This is a genomic window from Paenibacillus sp. FSL R5-0470 (assembly GCF_037975205.1).
Taxonomy (GTDB): domain Bacteria; phylum Bacillota; class Bacilli; order Paenibacillales; family Paenibacillaceae; genus Paenibacillus_AQ.
The window spans coordinates 4,368,994-4,393,335 of sequence record NZ_CP150238.1 but is presented as its reverse complement, the minus strand read 5'-3'; the positions used below and the strand labels follow the sequence as shown (position 1 = coordinate 4,393,335).

Genomic DNA, 24,342 nt, shown 5'->3' with positions numbered 1-24,342 from the left:
TTTTAATGCACGCCTAATAATGGATTTCTATTCACCTTGCAAATAGCGTTTTGTTTAATTGTCTAATTTAAGGGGAAACAAATAAGCAGGGGCCTAAGGCCTCCTGCTTATTTGACATTTTCTCTAGACTTTAATGATATATTCCTTGCCTTCCTTACGTTTTTTAGCATATTCAGCTGTTGCTGTAAAAAGTACGTCAGAGGATGAATTAAGTGATGTTTCAAAAGAATCCTGCAAAACACCTATGATGAAACCTACACCAACGACCTGAATCGCAATATCATTCGGAATGCCGAATATGCTACACGCCAGCGGAATGAGTAAAAGCGAACCGCCGGCAACACCCGAGGCACCTGCAGCAGATACAGCGGATAGAATGCTAAGAATAAGCGCCGTACCAAAATCTACTTCAATGCCAAGCGTATGAACAGCTGCGAGAGTTAAGACAGAAATCGTAACCGCTGCACCCGCCATATTAATCGTCGCACCTAATGGAATGGAGACCGAATACGTATCTGTATCCAGCCCCATTTTTTTACATAATCTCATGTTGATAGGAATGTTTGCAGCTGAACTCCGAGTAAAAAATGCGGTAATTCCACTTTCCTTCAGGCAGCTAAAAACAAGTGGATATGGATTTCTGCGAATATACAGGTATACGATCAAAGGATTGACAATAAACGCTATAAATAGCATACATCCAATAAGAACGAGAAGTAAATTTCCGTAATCGAGCAAGGAAGAAAGCCCGTTTGTTGTAATGGTATCAAAAACAAGTCCCATGATTCCTAACGGTGCCAAGCTGATTACCCATTTGACGATTTGTGATAGAGCATCTGAAAAATTAGCAAGCAGGTTTTTTGTACTGTCATGGGCATTTCTTAAAGAAATGCCAAGAAGGATAGCCCAAGTTAGGATGCCGATATAGTTGGCATTCATCAAGGCGTTTACCGGGTTGTCGACAACATTGAACAGTAAGGACTTAAGTACTTCTACAATCCCATCAGGTGGAGTCAGATCTTCAGCACCCTTTACAAGTGATAAACTTACCGGAAATATAAAACTTGCAATAACTGCTGTCAGCCCCGCCAAAAAAGTACTTAAACCATAGAGGGCAAGAATCGATTTCATATTCGTTTGATGGCCTTTTTTATGTTTAGAGATGGCAGTCATTACTAGGAGCAAGACCAATAAGGGCGCAACCGCCTTTAATGAGAATACAAATAAGGAACCGAAAATGGTGATCCCTGTTGCATTAGGAATCGATAAAGCCAAGATAATCCCCACTATAATCCCCATAAGTATTTGTTTTACCAGGCTTAATTGGTTCCATTTGAGTATAAATGTTTTCATGTATTCCCTCCGGTTTCAATATGGAAATATTACTAAGCCCAGCCAGCAGTTGTAATGAGATAAGTTAATATTTAACGTTAGTTTATCATGAAAATTGTCGGCCGTGTACGAGTGCCAAAAATTGTGAAAAGGTAATTGAACGATATGATCGAAACAGTGAAAAACCACGAAATACAGTTTCACTGTATCTCGTGGTTTTTTAAGATTTAGGTATTTAATGTTTTTATTACAACATTACTTTAACAACCATAGCGCCGGGGAATTAGCAGGCTCCCAACCGGTTAACGATGTATGGGCTTGACGACATTCATACACAGAACCATTATAGGTTACCAATGTACCGACTGTGTAAGGGGTATTGGGTGCCCAAGCTGGGGCTGTAGACGCTGTAGCGGTTGTGCCATTGATGGTGCTGGCCACTGATTGATTGCCTGCGGCGTCGAAGGCATGTACATTGAACGTATATGTTGCACCGGCGCTAAGACCTGTTACCGTATAATCCGTTGTGGAGCCAGGTACAGTGGTGATTAATGTCGTTCCTCTATAAATACGGTAGCCTGTAACACCAACATTATCCGTTGACGGATTCCACATTAACTGAATGCTGGAGGATGTTGGTGTCCCCATAACATGTAAGCCGCCGGGGGCTGTGGGTGCTTCCGTATCATTACCAACGGGTGCATTAGTAGTAACACTGACGGAATTGCTTCCATTTGAGACATTTCCAGCAGCGTCTTTTGCCTTGACACTAAAGGTATAGGCAGTATTCGCGGTTAATCCAGATACGGTGTAATTTAATGTAGTGCCGGATACGGTTGCAACCAATGAAGTTCCGTTAAATACTTGGTACCCTGTTACACCGGTATTATCCGTGGATGCGTTCCAGGCCAATGAAACGCTGGTGGATGTTTTTGCAGTTGCCGTCAAAGCTGCTGGTGCGGAAGGAGCTTGGGTATCGACAGGGTTGCTTCCGCTAAAGTTGACATCAATGACATTATAGAAGGCGTTCGGAGTATCTGCGACTTCCCACACAGCCAAGATGACGTGGTATCCACTACGTTCCGGAACGTTAAACGTGTCTGAGTAAGTGAAGGGTGGCTGTACACCTCCATAGTTCACCGAATAGAAAGGAGTAAGGTCGAATGAGTCCCGAGTAAGAGCGGCGTTAGGATTCCAGTCGGGCTTTGTAATATAGTATTTCCAGCTGGCCGTCGAATGAGCGGCAGTCAATTTCCAAGTGAATGTATTTTGTCCGGCAGAGATGTTGACTTTAGACCAGCGTGTAGCCGATTGTTCATCAAGCTTGGGAAAAGCTCCGTTAGCGCTTGCAATCTTCCCGTCTGCTGGCCCTGCAGCAGGGAACCCCTTAGGTGCCTCTAGACTTTGGGGCTCATAAACAATCGGGCCACAATCTGTATTTTGTCCTGATTTACAGAGTGCAGCCCGGCTAGCAGGTCCTTCAACATAACCGTGAGAAAAGGATCTTTCCGGGAATAACATTACAACCAATGAAAAAATCAAGATCATACTCCCATAAGCTAACAACTTTACCCTAGGTGAATGAGAAATACGGATAGATGACATTTTACTCCTCCTTTTTATATAAAAATATGCACTGCGAACAAATGATGCATTCAGTCCCGAACGTTTTGTCTCAATTACAACTCCTTTCTTTGTTGAACGTATTTATATAAACTCATAAAGAGCTCATATATCGACATGAAAGGTAAGAGAAAAAGGTGCGTAGGGCTAAATTCATTGAATGATAACAATTTTTGTAACACCATAGTGATTATATGCAAATAAATGGTATTTGTCTACCAAATTTAGAAAGAATATGCTATTTTTTAGTATGAAAATTCTCCCTCGGAACACGATCTATATTCCCCTTATAGTTCCATATAATTCTTGGAATTTGAAAGATTCATTTAGAATGATTAAACGACAAAATATATTATTTTCTTAATTTCTCTCTCTTTCTTTTCTTTTTTTTGTGATGAAAAATGAAAAATACTGTATGTAAAATAAAGCGGTAAATTATATATTATTCAGAAAATTACAATAACAACGCTTTCAAAGGTTGCTATTTTTGGTTTTATTTACTATTATTAGTTGGAATTACTTACAAAGGATGTAAGTAATTGATATTAGTGTGGGATTAACTGTCTGGAGAACAGTTCAATTCATAGAATTATAAGCTTTAAATAGATAAAAAGGAGTGAGGAGATGCAATACTTTTTTTATTTGTCAACCTTCATTTTTATTGGGTTTCAAATTCTTTACACAGTCATCCCTTTATTTTTCAGTAAAGTTAAGAAATTGAACAACGATTGTGCTGAAAAATCGATCTCCGTTTTAGTTCCTGCTTATAACGAGGAGCTCACCATTAAGAATTGCATAGATGCAATGGAGGGCCTAAATTACAGTAACTATGAAGTCATTATTATTAATGATGGTTCGAAGGATCAGACGTTTCAAAAATTAAATGAGCTTTTGGACTTATCAATAAGTGACAGAGAAGCAGAGGGCAAGCTTACATACGGCGCTATTAAAGGGATTTATCATTCGGAGAAATATGAAAAAATATTTGTAATTGATAAATTCAACGGCGGAAAGGCAGATTCTCTCAACGCCGGCATCGATTGTGCGAATTCTGATATTGTTATTACGCTGGATGCGGATAGCATGCTGGAAATAAACTCGCTTAAATATGTAAATCAATATTTTCAAGATGATAAGATCATCGCTTTAGGTGGGACTGTGAAGATCGTACAGGGTGCTGAGAAAAGGAACGGAGTTATCCAAGATAAATTTACTGGTAAAGGTATTATAAAAAGCCAAGTTATCAGCTACATCCATGGATTTTATGTTAGAAAACTAACACAATCGGTTTTTAATTCAATTGTCGTTATTTCAGGCGCATTTGGTGCTTTTTATAAGAGTATATTGGTGGACGTTAACGGGTTTAGAAGTACTGTAGGAGAAGATATTGATATTACCTTAAAAATTCACGAGTTTATTAAAGCGAATAACTTAAATAAGAAACTCGTATACGCGCCAGAAGCTGTATGTTACACGGAATGTCCAGAAAACTTAAGTAACTTTTATAAACAAAGAATACGCTGGCAAAAAGCTTTTGTAGATTGCATATTAATCTATTGGTCCAAATTATCACGAAAGTTTAGCGTTGGCGTCAGTCTCTTTTTTGCTATAGATGGTTTTATCCTAGGTACATTAACAGCATTTACAAGCGTTTTTTATCTTATACAATCGCTCTTTCTGGGTACCAATTTATTTCAGGCCATTATTCTCTTGTTGTCTGTTATCGTCATTAATGCGCTGCAAATCGGGATTTCTCTCTATTTATGCAAAAAATATGGCAGCAATTATTCAGTTAAAGATTATATTCGGATGTTTATGTTTAGCCAAGTTGAATTACTAACCTATCGAAATCTGCTGCTTTATATGAATATCGTAGGCACGTTTAAATATTTTGATAATGACGAGGGCTGGGGATTCGTTGAGAGAAAAGGGGTTTCAAGTATCAGCTAGTCTCCTAACTGTAGCTATTAACAAACTACCCATCCGGAGGTACTTATGAATCATATATTGAATGATAAACGAATTATATTTATAGATGTATTACGAATAATGGCCATCGTTGCCGTCATCATTCTGCACTACACTGCAGACTTGCTTACAAGGACAAATGATTTCAATACAACCGCTTGGTGGATTAGCAACTTTTTTAATTCGATATCCAGATTTGCTGTGCCCGTGTTCTTTATGATAAGCGGTGCGATGATCCTTCGAGTGGAAGTGAAATCATATCGGCAGTTTTATATTAAAAAAGTACTTCCTTTAATCATTTCCTTAGTTAGCTGGTCACTCATTTATGCCGTTTACACCCAATATTTCATTCAAAAAAGCAGCATGGGCGTTTATGATTTTTTCATTCATTTTTCGTATGGTTTAATCTTTGATAAGAATTATATACATTTATGGTTTCTATACGCGATTATTGCGATCTATATAACAGTTCCTTTAATTGGTAAACTTGTAAAAGTATGCAGTGAAAAGGATTTAAAATATTATCTGCTGATATGGTTCTTGATAAGTGTGGTTTATAAATTCATCTCTGATCTTGTATTCAGATTGACCTCCGAATATATCAATATTCCTATAACCAATATCCCTTTGTTCATGGGTTATTTAGGATATTTTATCCTGGGATATTATCTCTTTAACTATACGATATCGATGAAAGCCAAAAATCTTTTCTTTAATTTAGGCATTATATCCTTTTTTGTAACGCCATTAGCGACCTATTTTTCTTCCATGTACAGTGGTGTGCTAGATGAAATGTTCTATGGAAACTATTCACTCACGACATTTTTTATGGCTATTGGAACGTTTATCTATTTTAAAGAAAAAGAAACCGCCATTAGCGAGAAGTTAAATTACAAAGTCAAAAAAATAATTAGCTCCATTTCCAAAGCTAGCTTTAGTATCTACTTAATTCACTTGTTGATTGAAATATTGGTATCCAGAAGAGCAGAAATACAAGCTACTCTACTCCAATCTATAGGCAACCTTACTTTTAATGTAATTATTATATTCTTAATCAGCTATTTCACGGTTAAAGTCTTAAATCTAAATAGATACATTACACATGTCTTATTTGGGGGAAGAAGTTAACATGATGAAAATAAGTGTATATACAAAAATCTTCATAGCTATATTAGCTATAGGCATGGGAATTTACTATTACAATCTCAATGATTCAGACAAAAAAATAACCTCCGTGTACATACCGTTATGGAAAGACTTTAAAGATCTTAATCTCCATGACAAAAACATTGATATCGCTATTCTTGCCTTTGCCAAAATTGATAAAACGAATGTGTATTTTGATCTGGACCCTGCTAAAAATGAGATCATTAAAGAAAATATAAAGAAACTGCAAGCAAATAATAAAAAAACGAGTTTCATACTTGGAGTTGGCGGCTATAAAGCGGACGGATTCTCCGATGCTTCAATGGATGGAAACCGGTACAACTTTACTGAGAGTATGATCGCAATGGTTAAGGATTTAGATTTAGATGGGATCGATATAGACTGGGAATATCCAGCTTTTGATTCATGGAATACGACTAAAGCCCGACCTGAGGATACCAAGAACTTTACTAGTCTAATGAAGGAACTTGATGAAAAATTGGATAGACTCCCGCGTAAAAATAAAAATTACTATTTAACCTTTGCAGCAGGGAATGAAGAGTGGTTCTTCAAAAACGTTGAGGTTAAAGAAGTAGAAAAGTATGTGGATTTCATTAATGTCATGAGCTATGACTTAACGGGAGCTTGGTCAGATACGACAGGGTATAATTCGAATTTATTTATAGATAAGAATAAAAAGAGTAAAACCAGCGTGGATCGTATTATTCGTATGTATTTAGATCGTGATGTTGATCCGAACAAGCTTCTCTTAGGTATTCCAGCTTATTCCTACGGATGGGAGAATGTTAAAAGTAATGCGAATAAGGACGCTTCATTTTCATTGGGTAAACCTATCAATATCGACAAAGTAGATTTAAGCTACAAGACGATAAAAGAAAAATATATGATCCAAGATGGATTTAAACGATACTTTGACGATACAGCGAAGACGGCCTATTTATATGATGGTGATACTTTTATTACGTATGAAGATAAAGAGGCCTTGCAGGCAAAAGTTAAATATATCAAAGATAAAAAACTGGCTGGTGTCATGGTGTGGGAGTATTCTCAAGACTCTGACGACGGCATTGTTAAGTACTTATCTGATAATCTGAATAAGTAGCAAGTGCTAAATAGAAGAGGAATAGTCTGAAGAGGCTTATTCCTCTTTTTTGTGTTTTCTTTCTTTAGCTATCCTAAAGCTGATTTGAAGTCTATGCCCGAAGTCGCCCGCATCTTTGCTGAACATCATCGTTGTTAAAGCTGTCCATTCCTCCTACGGTAACTCCTCCGAAAGACAGCTTCACTCTTCACCAGATCATGGTTCATTGCGCATTGGCGTGACTTCTGTTCCTTTTATCGGCATAGCCTTTGCATTTGTATCTTCAAAGTATAACGGCAGTCCTTCTGCTAGAATAGGCAAAAGGGTTTGGGTTGGGTCTTGGCGCTGATGATGAATATGCAGGTGGGGTTCTGATGTGGAACCACTATTTCCTACATGTCCAAGCACTTCACCGGCATTGACGTGATCTCCAACTGCAACGGTAACACTATCTTGTTTGAGGTGATTAAGTAATAAGTAGGTTCCCGTCGCATCAATCCTGAGATAAACGTGATTTCCTTCCATGGAAATGAATTTTTCAGTACCTGGCACAATATCAGATTCATCGTCAAAAGCTGCAATAACCGTTCCAGATACCGGTGATAGGACCTTTTGCTTCCAAATTCCGTAATCTTCCAGATTAGTACTTCCTGTATTATAGGGTTCCATGACTAAATCATAGGCCCAACGTTCCGAAGGCCAAGTGGCATGAGGCAGATTATTGTCGGTGGAATCACCACCCCAGCCAACAACTGTTTGCTCAGAAAATGGCCATTTAACTGTGACTGAAGGGTGGACGTTGATTATACGTACAGGATATACCAACTGTATAATATTCATGGTCAGGAGGAAATGTGAAGCTAATAAAGTACATAAAACGAGAGGCATCCATTTATCGGAAATTCTTTTCTTCTTGATAATAGAAACTAATATTAAAAAGATATTTAATAATACTCCTACGAAACCTAGCATTGGGATGATAAATTTAAGTGCCATCCATGCATAGACACCAGGTAAGCCGTTAATCAAAAATACGCAGATCCATGACAGTAATGCTGCAGCTAAAATTGTACTACCTAAATACCCGAATGCTTGAATGATTCTTTTCATATTCGCTCCTAACGTATAAGAAAGTATATAGTAGTTAGACGAATATAACTGGAAAATCACTTCGACTGCTATTATGGATAATATCACCGCAGGGAAATCTGGAAAACAAACATTTGTACAACTGTATTTGTCTTGTACCGTTCTTTGATGTTGGTAATAGACTATATCAATCTCAGAGAAGGAGTTGATTTAGTTGGCCAACAGTGATATACGTCTTGCTCTTTGGTCGGGTACTAATTTTACCAATCGCAGGATTCGATTCAGACGTGGAGGAGTTGCGGTTCGTGATCTTGGAGCGTTTCGGTTTAACAACGTTCTCTCGAGTTTCCGTCTCAGAAATGTTGTGCAGAGCTCTGAAGTAACGCTTGTACTATTTTCACGAATTAACTTTCAGGGATCGTTCCGTGTATTCCGTGGCAGCCAAAACGTAGCGAACTTGAATAATTTTAACTTTAACAATGTCACATCTTCGTTTATATTGGTAGGCCGTATCCTTACAAGCTCCGAAATTTCCCAAATTCAAAGCACTGGTAGAGCGCCTCGAGATATCCTCGTAATAAGACAATAATAATGCAAAGGGTGCCCCTAGGGCGCCCTTTTTTTTGCAATTATCAGTAGCACAGGTCAAGACAAAATATGCACAGAATTTAATATATAACAAGAGAATAGGTGCTGCTCCCGCAAACAATCCTCCTTTAAACTAGAAACGTACTTAACAAAATCTGCTAAAGGAGGATTCAAATGCGCAAAAAGGTTATCGGGAGAATTTGCAGTACAGTTATGGTTTGCAGTCTGCTTGCAGCAGGCAACGGAACGACCTACGCCAGTGGCGCCAATAACTCTGATGCTCCTACAAACAATTCAGTCAAGAACGTGATCCTGTTTATTACGGATGGGATGAGCTTATCCGATGTGAACTTGGCCAGATGGTATCAGGGCGGACAGGTGCTTGCGATGGATAAGTATTTTAGCGGGCTGGTCAGAACCTATTCTACGGATTCACTTACCACAGATTCCGCTGCGGGAGCTACGGCTTATGCCACAGGCCATAAGGTTAAGAGTGAGACGGTCTCCATACTGCCCGACCGAATCACGATGCCGTTCGTGGACGCAGTTAAGCCAGAGGACGTGAACAAACCTCTGCTTACGATTATGGATGCAGCGAGAATGGCAGGGAAAAGTACAGGAACGGTATTTACTTGTGAATTAACGGATGCGACGCCGGCTACATTTTTAAGTCATGCCTACACGCGTGACAATGCGCAGTCTATTGCAGAACAGATGGTCTACAGTGGCGTAGATGTTCTTCTCGGGGGTGGCTCCGGGTATTTGGTACCCGGCAAAGAAGACATTAACCGTAAGGACGGAGAAGATTTAACCAAAATCCTGAAATCAAATGGGTATGAATACGTAACGGATAAAGCAGGTTTAATGAATTCTAAAACGAATAAAATCTGGGGGCTGTTCAACCCCGAAGCACTGGATGCTGATTTTGATCTGAACCCGCAAAAGCAACCGAGCCTTGCTGAAATGACCAAAGTAGCGATAGAGAAATTGTCACAGAACGAGAAAGGTTTTATTCTGATGGTCGAAGCAAGTCAGATAGACTGGTATGGTCATGATAACGATCCGGTGGGAATTATGAGTGAGACATTAGCATTTGATAAAGCTTTCAAAGCCGCTGTTGATTTTGCAGAAAAAGACGGAAATACAGCAGTCTTGTCCGTTTCGGATCATGCTACTGGCGGGCTCAATATGACGAACTATGATTCCACCAAAGACCTAGTCTCCGTGTTGAAGAAAGCGAAGCACACCAGTTATTACATTGAAGGCAGTATTAATGAGCACAATTTCAAAAAGGTCCTTGCGGATAATTATGGACTTAGTGATTTAACCAAAGAAGAAGCGGATCAAGTCAGATTAGGAATGAAAGATAACCTTTCGCCGGTCATCGGTAAAATCTTGGGGAATAAGATAGGCGTAACCTTCTCTACGGATGATCACACATCGGAAGAGGTTGGATTGTTCGCCTACCATCCGGCTAATTATAAACCGACCGATTTCGTGAACAGCGGTGTAATCCAGAATACGGATGTGAATAAGTATATTCAAGAAGTGACCGGACTAAATCTGGCGCAACTTCAGGATACACTGTACGTATCCAGTGATAAATTCAAGGCCAAAGGAGCTACGATCACCCTAGATAAGACCGATAAGACTAATCCGGTGGTTGTAGTGAAAAAAGCAGGCCAAGTTCTCAAGCTGCCTATAGATAAAAACATCGCCATTCTGGATGGCAAAACAACGAAACTCAATGTACTGACAGTAATGATTAAAGATAAAGTGTGGATTTCACAGGATGCATTAGACTTGATTCTCTAATTATTAGAGTTCATGGCATGATTCTTCGACTAAAAGTTAAAGCGCTTAAACCCGAAAACCCCTTTTTTATGAGGGGTTTTTTGTTGCAGGCTTTGTTCCATAGGTCATCAAGCGCCAAAGCTTTTCTAAAGGTCCCATGGAAAAGAACTTGAACCAGATGGTACTACAAATGATTTGAATAATATAAATCAGAACAGCGATGTAGAGAATATCTTTGGGTGAAACGACTTCGAGACCTATCATTGAAATGATTGCCGTCCCTATAATGCTTTGAGCTACATAATTTGTAAATGCCATTTGACCCACCCGTGATATGGGTGTCAGGAATTTCACCATTTGTTTGTTTTCTAATAGTAGAAATAATGTTGTTAAGTAAAACAAAGTGGTTGGAAGTGATCCTAAGCCCGTAACTGAATCTACATTGCTGCTCCCGCTTTGAGAAGCGTTCCAAATCCATAATGAGAAACCAACGAACAAAAGAAATGATGCTATTTGAATCCATCTAATTGGTTTTGATAATTCTTGTATATGTATCAGCCAACCTGACTTTGCAGTTAAAAAACCAGCTAAAAACATAATAAAGATTTGCATAGCGTCATTAGAAAAAATATCAAGGATAGATGAGATTGCCCCTTGAGAGGGTAAAAATATTTTTACCATCAAGGAAATGATGTAAATGGATGTCATACCCATAAGCCACTTTTTAAGTGTAGAAACCGTTGTGTGATAAAAAGGGATCAGAAACAATCCGATAATGGCGTATACGGGTAGAATGGTTCCCCAAAAGATAAATACATGAATGATTCCCAGCAGCAAGAGGATCAGTAAACGTCTAGCCATACGCCATCTAGGTTTATCTCCCCGACTTTCGGCTCTTGAGGCGAAAATGTATAGACCTACTCCGAATAGGAATGAAAAAATAGAAAAGAACTTTTTTTGTACGAAGATGATTATCAAAGTATTGATGATTCCATTAATGCCACTATAGTCTGGTAAGGGATCTCCTTCAATAATAACTTTAAAGGCTCCAACATTTATCAGCAGAATGCCAAAAAGAGCAAGTCCGCGAATGATGTCGAGTGAAACGATTCTTTCTTTTTGTGAAATCGAGGGATTCATTAAAAGTTCTCCTTTGAAAATAGTTTCATTTGCTTAGAAGTCAGTATAAGTTGCGAACCTTACATTAAATTGATGCCAACATTACAGGATCCTTAAATATGATAAAATGTTTCAACTTCAGTTGAATTAGAATCCGTTTTATGGTTAATATGAATACTAAATAATTATGGGGTGTGAACTAGAAATGTCAGCATATACTCAACCAATCTTTGTGGCAGCGATCTTTTTTGTGGTTTTAGCATTCGCCTTATTTATCCCATGGCTCATTTATACATATAGAAAGTATAACTATCTGCCATTTTCTACCACGTTAATTTCATTTTCGTTTATTTTTTACTTTCTAGCAGCGTTATTTTTAGTCTTGTTGCCGTTGCCAGAGATACGCGATACTTGTTCACTACAAAAACCGGGCACACAACATTATTCACTTATGCCATTTCAATTTATAGTGAGCACCTTAGGGAATAGTGGTATCGTGTTATCACAGCCTGCAACTTATAGACTGTTATTTAGCCAACCCTCATTCTATCAAGCTTTTTTTAATTTCTTGCTATTATTACCTTTTGGTGTTTATTTGCGATATTTTTTTCAAGACAAGAAACACTGGAAAAAAGCGCTAGCAATCACGTTCTTATTAACATTATTTTATGAGATAACACAGGTAACAGGTATTTACGGGATTTATAATTGCCCTTATCGTATTTTTGATGTGGACGATTTATTGTTGAATACTACCGGCGGGGTACTGGGCTTCTTTATTGCTCCAGCCGTGTTGGCGTTATTCCCATCAAAAAAGAAAATTAATGAGAAAGCAGATAGATTATTGGCTCTTGATGAAGTAAGAGGGATGTCTGTGTTGCTGGCTGTTATTATTGATATATTTATCAGCAACATAGTAGTTAAAGTTGTGTTGAGTATGACCAACGTTAATATGGTTAGTGAATTTATTGCGAGCACAATTACACTTTCTGTAACTTTGTTTATTATTCCATGGATTTGGAATGGATCGACAATCGGTACAAAAATAATGCGTTATCGCTATGACAGTAAAATAAGTCGAGTGGAAACGAACAAGCGATTATTTAAACGCTTTGGTGCCATTTACGCGATGTACTTCATAACAGTCATTGCGAATACTTTGAATAACGTGGAACTATCAATGGATTCTCCATTCTATAAGGCATCTATATTCTTAACGTTAGGTGCAGCATTGACCTCTATCATTTTAACGATCGTGTTGTTCATTCATGTTATATTAGTCGTGTTTGGCAAACAAAAACGCCGCTTTTACTTTGATGAAGCTTCTGATTTATATACAACGAGAAAAAAATGAATTCTTTTCAATCGTAAAGGGGTACCCCGTAGTCTTTAATGGCTATGGGGTACCTCTTTTTTTGGATTTAAGCTTTTTGTAAGGTTGGCATGAATTTGCTGTAAGGTTCACAGCCTATAGTATAAGTATCAGCAAATTATGAGGTGAAATGAATGGAACCATTATTAAAAGTAGAAAACATAAAAAAAGTATACGGGAAGTTAAGTGCTGCTTACACAGCCTTAGAAAACGTGTCTTTTGACATTCATGAAGGTGAGTTTGTAGGGATTATGGGACCTTCGGGCGCTGGAAAATCAACCTTGCTAAATTTGTTAGCAACTATTGATTCCCCAACTGAAGGGAAGATTTATATGAAGAACAAGAGTATTCATGATATGAAGGAAGCAGCCTTGTCAGACTTCAGACGTGAACATCTCGGCTTCATCTTCCAAGATTACAATTTACTCGATTCCTTGACTGTAAAGGAGAACATATTGCTTCCTCTGGCGATTGCTAAAATTCCAGCGAAGAAAATCAATCACCTCGTGACTCAGATTTCTAAAGTATTTGGGATTGAAGATCTACTGGCAAAATATCCTTACCAAATCTCTGGTGGTCAAAAGCAAAGAACCGCTGCGGCTAGAGCGCTCGTGACAGAGCCTGCACTGATTTTGGCTGATGAACCAACAGGTGCGCTTGACTCTAAATCAGCAACAGATTTATTGGAAAGCTTAAGCACTTTAAATGAAAATAACAACTCGACCATTATGATGGTGACTCATGATGCCTTTGCCGCAAGCTTCTGCCGCCGGATCATTTTCATCAAGGATGGTTCATTTTCAACAGAAATATTTCGTCGTGATCAGACACGCAAAGCCTTCTTCCAAGAAATCTTAGATGTTCATGCGGCCATTGGGGGTGAGGTAGATGACGTTATTTAGTCTAGCAAGAAAAAATATAGCCCGAAACTTTTCACAATATTTTTTATATATTGCATCGATGGTGTTTAGTATCATCATTTACTTTACATTTGTGACCTTAAAATATAGCGATACGATAGCAGAACAGACGGCTTCATCCCAAAAACTTGGTTCACTAATGAGTGGGGCGGCAGTCATTCTCATCTTTTTCGTGTTCATATTTATTGCTTATTCCAATTCATTTTTTATGAAAAAACGTAAAAAAGAAGTCGCATTGTATGCGTTGCTAGGGGTACGTAATCGTCAAATAGGCTTTATGCTCTTTTTCGAAAATTTATTGTTAGGATTATTCTCTTTAGTAGTAGGAATTGTACTTGGGTTCCTATGTTCAAAAGGATTTATGACGATTTTAATTCAATTAATGGGTTATGACGTTGTAGCACCCTTTACATTTTCAGCGGCGGCAGCGATGAACACGGCTATCGTGTTTCTAGTTATATTCTTAGTAACATCGTTTCAAGGCTATCGCTTGATCTATCAATTTAAGCTGATTGATTTATTTCATGCTTCCAAAAAGGGAGAAGTGGCGCCTAAACCATCTATGATAGTAGCTGTTCTTGGAGTGTTACTCATTGTCTTGGGCTATTGGCTTGCAATGCAGGACCTTTTCACTTCTAAAGTATGGGAAAAAATTGGATTCCCCTTGACTGTATTAATTATTTTAACAACGGTTATTTTGGGTACATTTTTATTGTTCCACAGTGTGACTGGCTTTGTGTTAGCAATGATTAAGAAAAATGAAAGGTGGCTTTGGAAAGGCCTTCATGTCATTACTATTTCGCAGCTGCTCTATCGTATTCGTGGGAACGCACGTACATTAACTGTGATTGCCGTGTTGAGTGCTACGACAGTAACTGCCGGTGGAGCGGTCTATGGCCTTTATTACAATACGAATGACTCGGCGAAAACGATTAATCCGAATACCTTTATGTATCAATCCACAGATGCAGAAATGGACAAGCAAGTGAGTGCTGTAGTATCAGATACAAAATACGATAAAAATATTGAAGCACTATCCATTACGTTTCATACGAAAGAGTTAAACTCGCCATCAACATTCGATAGCTCTGATAAAAGAGAATATACAGTTATCGATGAAAAAACATACAACCAATTAGCAAGTCTACAACATAAAGAAAAATTAGATGTAAAGGACAGCTACGCGGTTATTTTAGATATCGGATATGACAAAAGATTCTCACCAATATATACAGGGAAAACTATAACAACAGGCAACGGCCATCCTCTCACATTCCAAAGCTTTAAAACGCAAAGCGTATTGAATGTAGGTACAGCAGGTATAACCGTGGTAGTCTCGGAGGATCAGTATAAAGTGTTGCAAAATGATGGGGAAGTGCTGCACTATCGTGTTCTTGGGGTAGATGATGCTTCTGTAGATTTATCTAAAAAAATTGCAAACCAATTACCTGAAGAAGCGCTATTTTCAAGTGGTCCACAAGATTACCAAACAAGTTTGGAAGGTGTGGGGTCTCTACTGTTTATCGGAAGTTTCCTTGGTCTAGTATTTCTGGCTGCTACAGGCAGTATCATTTATTTTAAGGTTTTAACAGAGGCAGAAGAGGATAAATCACAGTACAATATGCTGCATAAAATGGGTGTCAGTGCAAAAGAAATGCGAAAATCAATTGCGTCACAGGTATTCGTCATCTTTGTTGTACCGCTTGTAGTAGGGTTATTGCATAGTGTAGTGGCTTTAAAAGCATTCTCTAGTCTACTGATGATAGATTTAGCAAAGCCTGTGTTGCTCTGGATGATTGCTTATACCGTAATTTACGGGTTGTATTATTTCTTAACCGTAGCTTCTTACAATCGTATTATCACACTAAATAATAGAACAGAAGGATGATTGAGATGAAAAAATTTCTAATTACTATGGGTATTTTGTTTGTTATTGGAGTTGTAGGGGTCTTTGCTATAGCCAAGATTGATTTCAATCGCTTCAATGCCGAAAATTACTACTTACAAATCACTGAGGATGGGGAACCCCATGAATATAAACTGAGCGATGGTTCGGTCATGACCTCTTATTCTTATACACTAGAGGCTACAAATGCTAAAGGTACTACAATTCCACTGGAATTTAATGCACAAAAAAATCTTCGTAAAGGCGCCTACTTGAAAATGTATGTAAAAAAAGGTGATCAAGTCTCCTCATACGATGAAGTGAAATTAGAGGATATTCCGCTAAAGGCACTAAAAAACTAATAAATTGAAGAAGGGCTGTCTCCAATAAAGTAAGTGGAGAACAGCCCTTTTCTCTGCCTAATGAGTAAGTAAGTCATCTGTATTATAAAAGTATAGTAATGGTGGTACCGGTATTTGTATTTTCATCGCTCGTCAAATCGAGGTTCCCCTCATGAGCCCAAATAATGTCTCTGGCGATGGCCATACCTAACCCAGTTCCATGCTTACTCGTTGTGTTTGTACCCCGATAGTAGCGTTCGAAAACCTGTTCCAGATCTTTAGCTGGAATACCCTGGCCATTATCAGAAATTGTAATTTGGGTATGCGGACTAATGGTTTCCACTCGAATCTTCACCACAACATTTTCATCGTTATGCACCAGCGCGTTGTAGATAAAGTTAAGGATCGCTCGTTTTAGTAATTTTTTATCTACTTTATGTACGGCTTTAACCATATTTGCCTCAAACTCTATCTGCCGTTCACCAAAGGTCGGGTCATTTAAAAGTTCAATCGTTATTTCTCGTAGGAACTGAACGAGATTCACCTCTTCAAATTGCAGGGATAGCTGGTGATTACGCAAACGTGTCGTTAAATTGAGGTCATCTAACAGATCTTTCATATACATCGATTTACTCTTGATAATTGACGTGTATTCCTGTAATTCTTGGGCTGTTAAATCTGTGGCACTGTCGTTAATAAATTCTGCATAACCTTGAATAGAAGCAAGTGGTGTCTTCATGTCATGTGAAACATTGCTAATCCATTCCTCACGCATTTGATCGAGACGTTTACGTTCCTCTTCATGTCGATCGAGCTTTTCAGATAGTTCATTCATATTACGAAAAACATCTTCATAAACACCTTTGGGAGTAGGCATTTTCTTAAAACGTCGTTCCCTGAGCTGTTGAATACCCTCTATTAATGTATGAAGGGGTGCAGTTAACTTTTTCCCAAATAGAAATCCAATGAGGATTACAATAAGCACATCAACGATTAAAAAAATGAAAAGAAAAACATTAACATCTTTGAAAATTTTAGCGTAGTCATAGGTCATTACGTACCGGCCTATTTTTGGATTATTAATCCCTAAAAAGTAACTGAAATTTTGGGCTTCGCTGACAAAAACCGTCGTGCGTGCATCTAATTCTTTATATTTATACATTTGTACAATTTCAATAGGAGAATACTCTGTTTTCAATTCTTTAGGGGTATAAAAGGCAGCTGCTTGCTCCCCTTGGTCATTCAAGAATTGTACCCAGGCGCTCATTTCTTGTAGTTTTTTGAGACCTTCTTCATTCACAACAGGTTTGCCAGCCTGTAATTCTACGTATTGTGAAAAGGTCCGGCTAAAGGTTTCTGCAGATGCTTCTTCAGTGCCAAAGTTATTATTATTTACCTTTATAACGAATAAGGAAAGGAACAAAATCGCGTTTACAATACCAACGATCACAACAATAGTCATAACCGATCTTAAAAAGCGGAGTGTCAATTTCCATTTCAACTTGTCTCACCCCTTGGTATGTAATTTATAACCTAACCCTTTAACCGTTAATAAAAAGGTTGGCTTTGAAGGGTCTACCTCAATTTTTTCGCGTAAGCGCCGAATATGTACCATCACTGTATTATCGGAACCAAAAAAATCTTCACCCCATACCTGTTCAAACAAGGTTTCTTTGCTTATGATCTGATTCGGATGATGCATGAAACAGCTCATTAAACCGACTTCTTTGGCGGTAAGCACAAGGGGTTCGCCATTCTTTTTTAATTCTGTCTCATTGGCACTGAGCTCAAAGGGGCCAACTTGCAAACTTTTCGGAGCCTTTTTTTCCTCTGTAAAGCCAGCTCTTCTCAGTTGTGCCTTTACCCGATAAGCAACTTCTTTGGGACTGAACGGTTTAGTAATATAATCATCGCCACCTATCGCCAGTCCTAACAGCTTATTAATTTCCTCATCCTTTGCAGACATAAATAAGATCGGTGCATTTGATGTTTCCCGAATTTTTCTGCATAAGTCATATCCTTCTCCATCTGGTAGCATAATATCTAGCAAGATAAGTTCAGGATTATACTCCTGAAACTTGTCCCAGCCCTCTGCAACTGTCCCGGCAGTTACAACGTCTGCAATACCTTCTTTATGTAAAACTGCCTTCATCAGACGAGCTAAATCATCTTCATCGTCTATGATTAATACCCATTTATGACTTGCCATTTGTTTTCCTCCAAATCCGTCTTTATGTACATTATTACATTATAAAGGACTCTTTATTTCTTGCGCAAAAAAATCGCAAAAGAAAGGCTTGCATGAAGATGGGTATTACTTAGACGAACATAGCAAAGCAATATTCGGTGATTTATTAAAATTCATTCTAGATATAGCCAAATCAGGTAAGGAGGAAAAATTGTTTCGCCCCCTGCCTTCCATGGCATTGATCGCACTGTATATGGCCCTTTGAAGATGTTCGCTAAAATGATGGAAGAAGGTGAGTTACTGTATTCGCTTGAGCTCGAAGAAGAACTTGCAGACAGCTTTTGGAATGCCATTAGATGGCTTGATTGCAGCCCTGGGCGTTGATTACAGCATATTCCTGATGATGCGGTACAACGAGCTTGAAGGGGATGTTGGATCAAGAATTGAGTGGCATCACGTTATATGGTTGGTGTAGTATTGTCTGCTGCCTTTATTCTAGGAGGCACCTGCGCCGCGTTGATTCCTTCGGGCGTAATGACACTTATACAGGTAGCATTCGTATTAATCATTGCACTATTATTACTAAGTGTAGCGGCCATGCCGGTGTTCTTGACTGCATTAAAGCAGTTTGCTAGCAAATTAAATGGTTCAAGCAACGGTGCTACATCAAAGAATGTAGTTGATAAATCGAGTCATATTTAGACGGCAGTAAAATTTAAAAATACATGCGTTATACGTATGCTGAGAACAATAGAAAGAATCTTCGGGGACCTTTGTGGTCCCTTGTTTCACCATATCAGAAGGTATATAATTATCGACTATACCTTACAACTTTATTACGCTATAATCAACGTAAAGTCACCAGATGATCTAAGAGTAGGATGATTTTAATAGATTAATTAATATTTGCTTTTGATATGCCAAAACGTATTTTGTTATTGAAATAGGTTGTTTATATTGTTTATGATATTATTAAAGGTGTTAATTAAATCTAGAGTAGGTAGATTATGAGTCTAAATGACAACGTATTAATTAAAATTCGTGAGATGCGAGAGAGTTTTACACCAGTTGAACGATTGGTCGGAGATTACATTTTAGAAAATACGGAAGAGATCCCTCATTTGTCGATTAAGGAATTGGCTCAATCGAGTAAGACAAGCGATGCATCTGTCCTTCGTTTCTGTAAGACGATGGGTTACAGCGGATACCGCAATTTTATTGTGAGTATATCGGCATCTTTGGGTTCTCGTGATGAGGATTCAAAGGCTCAATATACAGATATTCAGCCAGGTGATGATCTCTCGACAATTATATCAAATATTTCATTGAATAATTGCAAGTCCATTGAGGATACGCTTAGTGTTATTGATCGAAAAGAAATTACAAGAGCTGTAGAATTACTATGTCATAGTAAGCGAATTGTTTTCTTTGGAATAGGTGCTTCGGGACTCGTTTGTATGGACGGGGAACAGAAGTTCTCTCGAATTAATAAGATGTGTCATGCCTATACAGATGGTCATAGTCAGCTCACGGCAGCAACTTTACTTGAGAAAGATGATGTTGCCATTTTCATTTCTAACTCTGGAGCAACTAGTGATATTATTGATGCACTGGAAATTGCCCAAAAGAATAGAGCGAAATGTATTGCGATTACGAAGTACAATAAAAGTGAGCTTGCGGAGCGGGCGGATATTGTACTGAGCATATCCACACCTGAAATAACAATCCGCAGTGGGGCTATGGGCTCGCGTATTGCGATGCTTACGATCATCGACATATTATTTGCTGGTGTCGCAAGTGCAGAATATGAAGAAGTAAAAACCTACTTAACAAAAACGCATAATATATTAAAGAAAAAACTTAGAAATTAGGTTCTGATAGAATGAATGTGGAGGAAAGCATTGATCATGGATCAATGCTTTCTTTTTTTTGTATTTCATTCACTTCGTATACTTAAATATACTATTTATCAATCCATGTCAGATTATCTACATGATGAATACGTTGATCTAATGAATATAATAAGTAGTTTAATTCAATAATTAATAGCTTGGCACACAATTATGAGGAAGAAAATGAATGGAATCGAAGACGAAACATCATCCGGTTGAACACGGATGATGTAACTTTATGTTTCGTTTGGAGCGACAATCAGCAAATAATACATTTTTTTTAAATCGATTTAACCTTAGAGCCATGGCGATCAAAGCAATTGGTAAAAATTTAAATTGCATCTTGTAAGCGCTTTATAAATGTGGTATAACATAGTGTGTAAGGAATGAAATAAAACATCAGAATTTATTTTCTTTATGAAATTATATTTCAAAATGTATTGACGAAGCGACGGTGTTGTATTAGTATAAGAACATAATAATTGTAAGTTAATCTAACGCGTTTTGTTAATTACATGACAGATTAAGACTGGGAAGAAGGAGGATGGCTATGAATGACTACCTTGCGGGATTGACAACAGAGGCTGTGAATCCAGACACATTAATGATTGATGAATGTACTACGGAAGAAATGATCCAGTTAATGAATCAACAAGATGCACTGGTCCCCAGAGCTATAGCTGAGGAGATTCCGCAGATTGCAAAGGCGGTAGATATTCTACATCATAGGTTGTCTAATGGTGGAAGAATGTTTTACATAGGAGCTGGCTCATCAGGAAGATTAGGTGTTCTGGATGCTTCCGAATGTCCTCCTACCTTTGGTACAGATCCTTCCTTGGTGCAGGGCTATATTGCTGGTGGTGATATTGCTTTGCGTACTGCGGTTGAAGGCTGTGAAGACGATATGGATGAAGGGATCGCATTAATCGAAAGCATTGGTGTAACAAACAAAGATGTACTTATTGGGATTTCGGCAAGCGGTAGTGCAAACTACGTTATTGCAGCTTTAGCGAAAGCAAAGGAACTTGGAGCAGCCACTATCGGTGTTTGTAACAACAGAGGCTCAAAGTTCGAACCCATTGTAGATGTTTGTATAACACCTGTTGTAGGACCTGAGGTCATTAGCGGTTCGACTCGATTAAAGGCAGGAACTGCTCAGAAGTTGGTGCTTAATATGCTGACAACATGCACAATGGTCAAGTTAGGAAAAACGTACAACAACTTGATGGTTGATCTGAAGGCTAGTAATTTTAAGCTCGTAGATCGCTCGATTCGTATCATCATGAACACGACTGGTGTAGATACATCAACCGCCGCAGAAACACTTGAAAAAGCATCTATGAACTGTAAGCTGGCAATTATGATGATTAAATCGGGGTTAGATGCAAAAGAAGCAGAACAAGTACTTAACGCAAACGGAGGACGCTTGAAACAGGCAATCTCATCATTGGTTTAGGTGTGAAAAGTGGAATAACAGGATGGATGCTATTAATAATTGAGGAGGCTGTTTTCGATGAAAAAAAGATCACGTGGATTAACTCTGTTTTTGTCAGGAATCATGATGGTATCACTATTATCGGCTTGCGGAGGAAACGGAAATAACGCTCCAGCTTCTACAGATTCCGGTAACACAGGAACTAGTAACGGTGGTTCTGAGCCTAAAAAGGATACGATTACAGCACTTTTACCTCCGATATCAGCGAACTATCAAACACGTTTTGCTGATATGGAAAAAGAATTTAATACACTACATCCTAACTTGACTTTGAAAATCGAGCCAGCGAGCTGGGAAGATATGACGCAAAAACTTGATACTCAAGTAAATGCAGGTTCTCCTCCAGATATTGCTTTTATCGGTGCTTCGGGAATTTCGAAATATGCAGCACTTAATGTACTAATCGACCTTAACGGTGCCCTTTCTGATGAAGCCAAGGCAGATTATGACGAAGTTCCATTGAAATATTTCCAACTAGGTGACGCTCAATACGGCCTACCAGCGTATATGGAAATCCACACTATCGGTGGTAACAAACAATTCCTTGAAGAAGCCGGAATTGATTGGAAAAGCATTCAACAAAACGGTTGGACTTATGAAGAGTTCCGTAATGCAATTTCTAAAGGCGTAGTGAAAAATGATAAAGGTGAAACTACTCGTTATGGTTTCGTGTTCGCAACATCTGGTGTAGCATCTAAAGACTATCTAGCTATTCTTGCTAAAACTGCAGGTTTACCAGATTACTTCGATAAAGATCTTAAATATACGTATACAAGCAAAAACTTCTTGGGTCTACTTACATCTATTCGCGAAATGATCAACGATGGTTCTATGCCTAAAGAGCTAAGCTCTATCGATGCTGGTAAACGGTGGAACATGTTCCTAACGGGTCAAACGATGATCACAGGTAAAGGTTTATCTGCATTTGAAAACTCTGCTCGTCTAAACAATGAGAAGATTAAAGCGAACGATGGTTCAGCTGTTGCAGATTCTATTGAAGTTGATTATATTTCACTTCCAGTCCCAACATTCAACGGTGCCGATTATGTCCCTACTTCAATCGTTGATGGTTATATCGCACTTCGTGGTAAAAAAGCTCCATCTGAAGAGCACATCAAAAATATTGCCCTAGCAACGAATTTCTTGTCTTCTGGTTCAATTGCTGCTAACTACAGTAATGAGCTGTTCTTATCACCAATTACTGAATCTGCACGTAATGCAGAAGTACTTGAAAAATTCCCTCGTAACGAAGATAACGTTGCTGCAGGTAAAGCTATGATGGCAAAAGCGCTTCCGGCTCGTACAGATATTCCTACTGATCTGGCTGCTGAAGCATTAAAAATTGAAACAGAAGTTATTATTCCTAAACTACAAGCCTTACTTGCAAATGAGATAGCTCCACAAGAAATGTATGATGCAGTTAAAGCAGCTGCAATTAAATCTTTCGGTAAAGATGGTATTGTAGTTGACTAGTCTGTCTTAGGATGACATGTGAAAGCTGTGCGTAGCTAGAACGTACAGCTTTCCTTCTAAATTAGCTAGAGCTTGTACTGTTTTTAGAAGAGAGGTGCGACCCAATGAATCAAACGTTGACTAAAAGAAAAAAGTTAAAACTCGAAAGTGACTCAGGTTGGGGATACGCGTTTATCGCAGTAGCACTTATTGCGTTTTCTTTATTTACCGCATATCCAGTCATCAATGCTTTTATTATCAGCTTACAAAAATATGGTCCATTAGGATCCACTTTTGTTGGCATGGATAACTTCGTTAACTCGTTTTCAGATGAACTTTTCTGGAAAGCACTGAAAAACACGTTAGTATATACGCTATTAACTGTTCCGTTTAATATTCTTCTATCATTTTTAATTTCAATTTTGATTATTCCTTTCAAGAAAAAAACACAAACGATCTTTAAAGCACTATATTACTTGCCAGCCGTAGCATCTGGTGTAGCGCTTTCTGTTGTGTGGCTGTGGATCTTCGATCCGTTAAAATCAGGTATTGCTAATAAGCTCGTGAGTTTTTTAGGTATTGAAAATCAAAACTGGCTTGGTTCCAGTGCAACTGCAATGTTCTCACTTGTGTTAATGTCATGGTTATCAAGTCATGGTACAGCAATTATTATTTATATAGCCGCATTACTCGCTATTGATAACAGCTATTATGAAGCAGCTGAAATTGACGGTGCGTCTTTCCTGCAAAAGCTTTGGTTTATCGTTGTCCCTTTCCTTAAGCCAACAACGCTATTCCTACTTGTTACTGGTGTTATCGGTTCCTTCCAAGTCTTCCAAAACGCTTATCTTATGACAGGCGGTGGACCAGACCATGCAACAACAATGGTAGGTTTGTTAATATTTAACAATGCGTTCACATATTTTGAGTTTGGTGAGGCAGCGGCACAATCATTAGTTCTAGCAGCGATTATCGGATTTATATCATTCCTTCAATTCAAGTTTTTAGGTAAAGATGTAGAATACTAGGAAAAGGA

19 protein-coding genes and 1 pseudogene are annotated in these 24,342 nt (G+C 38.3%); 14 read left to right on the top strand and 6 right to left on the bottom strand.

Annotation, left to right across the window (positions count from 1 at the left end):
• Positions 1-123 precede the first annotated feature (123 nt).
• Both sstT and MKY99_RS19445 read right to left on the bottom strand, forming a co-directional pair.
• Positions 124-1,353 carry a serine/threonine transporter SstT gene (sstT, locus tag MKY99_RS19450; RefSeq protein ID WP_339265804.1) on the bottom strand — a complete coding sequence of 410 codons (1,230 nt, stop codon included), beginning with the start codon at positions 1,351-1,353 and terminating at the stop codon, positions 124-126.
• 234 nt (positions 1,354-1,587) lie between these two features.
• Positions 1,588-2,937, bottom strand: coding sequence for a lytic polysaccharide monooxygenase (locus MKY99_RS19445; RefSeq protein WP_339265802.1), 1,350 nt, complete (start codon positions 2,935-2,937; stop codon positions 1,588-1,590).
• 642 nt (positions 2,938-3,579) lie between these two features.
• On the opposite strand from MKY99_RS19445, the gene MKY99_RS19440 reads away from it, so the two are divergent.
• Genes MKY99_RS19440 through MKY99_RS19430 form a run of 3 tightly spaced genes read left to right on the top strand, consistent with a single transcriptional unit; the run spans position 3,580 to position 7,192 of the window.
• Positions 3,580-4,905 carry a glycosyltransferase family 2 protein gene (locus MKY99_RS19440; RefSeq protein WP_339265800.1) on the top strand — a complete coding sequence of 442 codons (1,326 nt, stop codon included), beginning with the start codon at positions 3,580-3,582 and terminating at the stop codon, positions 4,903-4,905.
• 45 nt (positions 4,906-4,950) lie between these two features.
• Entirely contained in the window at positions 4,951-6,051 is a 1,101-nt protein-coding gene (locus tag MKY99_RS19435; protein ID WP_339265798.1) for an acyltransferase family protein, read from the top strand.
• A 4-nt stretch (positions 6,052-6,055) separates the two neighbouring features.
• A complete protein-coding gene (locus MKY99_RS19430) occupies positions 6,056-7,192 on the top strand; it encodes a glycosyl hydrolase family 18 protein (RefSeq protein WP_339271719.1) in 1,137 nt (378 codons plus the stop codon).
• A gap of 195 nt (positions 7,193-7,387) precedes the next feature.
• On the opposite strand, the gene MKY99_RS19425 is transcribed toward MKY99_RS19430, so the two are convergent.
• Positions 7,388-8,281, bottom strand: a complete 894-nt coding sequence (locus MKY99_RS19425; RefSeq protein WP_339265797.1) for a M23 family metallopeptidase — start codon at positions 8,279-8,281, stop codon at positions 7,388-7,390.
• 193 nt (positions 8,282-8,474) lie between these two features.
• Here MKY99_RS19425 and MKY99_RS19420 point away from each other — a divergent pair, with 193 nt between their 5' ends.
• Positions 8,475-8,849 (top strand): hypothetical protein, encoded by a 375-nt coding sequence (locus tag MKY99_RS19420; RefSeq protein WP_339265795.1) that lies wholly within the window; start codon positions 8,475-8,477, stop codon positions 8,847-8,849.
• A gap of 173 nt (positions 8,850-9,022) precedes the next feature.
• Positions 9,023-10,663: an alkaline phosphatase gene (locus MKY99_RS19415; RefSeq protein ID WP_339265793.1), complete on the top strand. Its 1,641-nt coding sequence runs from the start codon at positions 9,023-9,025 to the stop codon at positions 10,661-10,663.
• A gap of 66 nt (positions 10,664-10,729) precedes the next feature.
• Here MKY99_RS19415 and MKY99_RS19410 read toward each other — a convergent pair whose 3' ends face one another.
• Positions 10,730-11,782 (bottom strand): DUF418 domain-containing protein, encoded by a 1,053-nt coding sequence (locus MKY99_RS19410; protein ID WP_339265791.1) that lies wholly within the window; start codon positions 11,780-11,782, stop codon positions 10,730-10,732.
• Positions 11,783-11,966: 184 nt separating this feature from the next.
• On the opposite strand from MKY99_RS19410, the gene MKY99_RS19405 reads away from it, so the two are divergent.
• From MKY99_RS19405 to MKY99_RS19390, 4 genes are all read left to right on the top strand, one after another.
• Positions 11,967-13,115 carry a VanZ family protein gene (locus tag MKY99_RS19405; protein WP_339265789.1) on the top strand — a complete coding sequence of 383 codons (1,149 nt, stop codon included), beginning with the start codon at positions 11,967-11,969 and terminating at the stop codon, positions 13,113-13,115.
• A gap of 152 nt (positions 13,116-13,267) precedes the next feature.
• Complete coding sequence (locus MKY99_RS19400) at positions 13,268-14,035, top strand: ABC transporter ATP-binding protein (RefSeq protein WP_042189627.1); 768 nt, start codon at positions 13,268-13,270, stop codon at positions 14,033-14,035.
• Positions 14,022-15,941: an ABC transporter permease gene (locus MKY99_RS19395; RefSeq protein WP_339265787.1), complete on the top strand. Its 1,920-nt coding sequence runs from the start codon at positions 14,022-14,024 to the stop codon at positions 15,939-15,941. The genes MKY99_RS19400 and MKY99_RS19395 overlap by 14 nt, the downstream gene beginning before the upstream one ends.
• Positions 15,942-15,946: 5 nt before the next feature.
• Positions 15,947-16,300, top strand: coding sequence for a YxeA family protein (locus MKY99_RS19390; protein ID WP_076285453.1), 354 nt, complete (start codon positions 15,947-15,949; stop codon positions 16,298-16,300).
• Between the two features lie 82 nt (positions 16,301-16,382).
• Here MKY99_RS19390 and MKY99_RS19385 read toward each other — a convergent pair whose 3' ends face one another.
• Positions 16,383-17,780, bottom strand: coding sequence for a HAMP domain-containing sensor histidine kinase (locus MKY99_RS19385; RefSeq protein WP_339265785.1), 1,398 nt, complete (start codon positions 17,778-17,780; stop codon positions 16,383-16,385).
• Positions 17,781-17,786: 6 nt separating this feature from the next.
• Complete coding sequence (locus tag MKY99_RS19380) at positions 17,787-18,488, bottom strand: response regulator transcription factor (protein ID WP_149647020.1); 702 nt, start codon at positions 18,486-18,488, stop codon at positions 17,787-17,789.
• 340 nt (positions 18,489-18,828) lie between these two features.
• Between MKY99_RS19380 and MKY99_RS19375 the strand changes: the two are divergent.
• The 5 genes and pseudogenes from MKY99_RS19375 to MKY99_RS19355 form a co-directional block, all read left to right on the top strand.
• Positions 18,829-19,169 (top strand): annotated as a pseudogene (locus MKY99_RS19375) (MMPL family transporter); the annotation flags it as partial.
• A 305-nt stretch (positions 19,170-19,474) separates the two neighbouring features.
• Positions 19,475-20,338, top strand: coding sequence for a MurR/RpiR family transcriptional regulator (locus MKY99_RS19370; RefSeq protein WP_060622962.1), 864 nt, complete (start codon positions 19,475-19,477; stop codon positions 20,336-20,338).
• 571 nt (positions 20,339-20,909) lie between these two features.
• Positions 20,910-21,815, top strand: a complete 906-nt coding sequence (murQ, locus tag MKY99_RS19365) for an N-acetylmuramic acid 6-phosphate etherase (RefSeq protein WP_042189612.1) — start codon at positions 20,910-20,912, stop codon at positions 21,813-21,815.
• 57 nt (positions 21,816-21,872) lie between these two features.
• Positions 21,873-23,327 (top strand): extracellular solute-binding protein, encoded by a 1,455-nt coding sequence (locus tag MKY99_RS19360; protein ID WP_036688723.1) that lies wholly within the window; start codon positions 21,873-21,875, stop codon positions 23,325-23,327.
• Between the two features lie 104 nt (positions 23,328-23,431).
• Complete coding sequence (locus MKY99_RS19355) at positions 23,432-24,334, top strand: sugar ABC transporter permease (protein ID WP_042189608.1); 903 nt, start codon at positions 23,432-23,434, stop codon at positions 24,332-24,334.
• Positions 24,335-24,342 lie beyond the last annotated feature (8 nt).

Bases quoted from the DNA above. Each gene is read 5' to 3' on its own strand.
- sstT (WP_339265804.1), bottom strand. From the start codon at position 1,353: ATGAAAACATTTATACTCAAATGGAACCAATTAAGCCTGGTAAAACAA.
- MKY99_RS19445 (WP_339265802.1), bottom strand. From the start codon at position 2,937: ATGTCATCTATCCGTATTTCTCATTCACCTAGGGTAAAGTTGTTAGCT.
- MKY99_RS19440 (WP_339265800.1), top strand. From the start codon at position 3,580: ATGCAATACTTTTTTTATTTGTCAACCTTCATTTTTATTGGGTTTCAA.
- MKY99_RS19435 (WP_339265798.1), top strand. From the start codon at position 4,951: ATGAATCATATATTGAATGATAAACGAATTATATTTATAGATGTATTA.
- MKY99_RS19430 (WP_339271719.1), top strand. From the start codon at position 6,056: ATGAAAATAAGTGTATATACAAAAATCTTCATAGCTATATTAGCTATA.
- MKY99_RS19425 (WP_339265797.1), bottom strand. From the start codon at position 8,281: ATGAAAAGAATCATTCAAGCATTCGGGTATTTAGGTAGTACAATTTTA.
- MKY99_RS19415 (WP_339265793.1), top strand. From the start codon at position 9,023: ATGCGCAAAAAGGTTATCGGGAGAATTTGCAGTACAGTTATGGTTTGC.
- MKY99_RS19410 (WP_339265791.1), bottom strand. From the start codon at position 11,782: ATGAATCCCTCGATTTCACAAAAAGAAAGAATCGTTTCACTCGACATC.
- MKY99_RS19405 (WP_339265789.1), top strand. From the start codon at position 11,967: ATGTCAGCATATACTCAACCAATCTTTGTGGCAGCGATCTTTTTTGTG.
- MKY99_RS19400 (WP_042189627.1), top strand. From the start codon at position 13,268: ATGGAACCATTATTAAAAGTAGAAAACATAAAAAAAGTATACGGGAAG.
- MKY99_RS19395 (WP_339265787.1), top strand. From the start codon at position 14,022: ATGACGTTATTTAGTCTAGCAAGAAAAAATATAGCCCGAAACTTTTCA.
- MKY99_RS19390 (WP_076285453.1), top strand. From the start codon at position 15,947: ATGAAAAAATTTCTAATTACTATGGGTATTTTGTTTGTTATTGGAGTT.
- MKY99_RS19380 (WP_149647020.1), bottom strand. From the start codon at position 18,488: ATGGCAAGTCATAAATGGGTATTAATCATAGACGATGAAGATGATTTA.
- MKY99_RS19370 (WP_060622962.1), top strand. From the start codon at position 19,475: ATGAGTCTAAATGACAACGTATTAATTAAAATTCGTGAGATGCGAGAG.
- murQ (WP_042189612.1), top strand. From the start codon at position 20,910: ATGAATGACTACCTTGCGGGATTGACAACAGAGGCTGTGAATCCAGAC.
- MKY99_RS19360 (WP_036688723.1), top strand. From the start codon at position 21,873: ATGAAAAAAAGATCACGTGGATTAACTCTGTTTTTGTCAGGAATCATG.
- MKY99_RS19355 (WP_042189608.1), top strand. From the start codon at position 23,432: ATGAATCAAACGTTGACTAAAAGAAAAAAGTTAAAACTCGAAAGTGAC.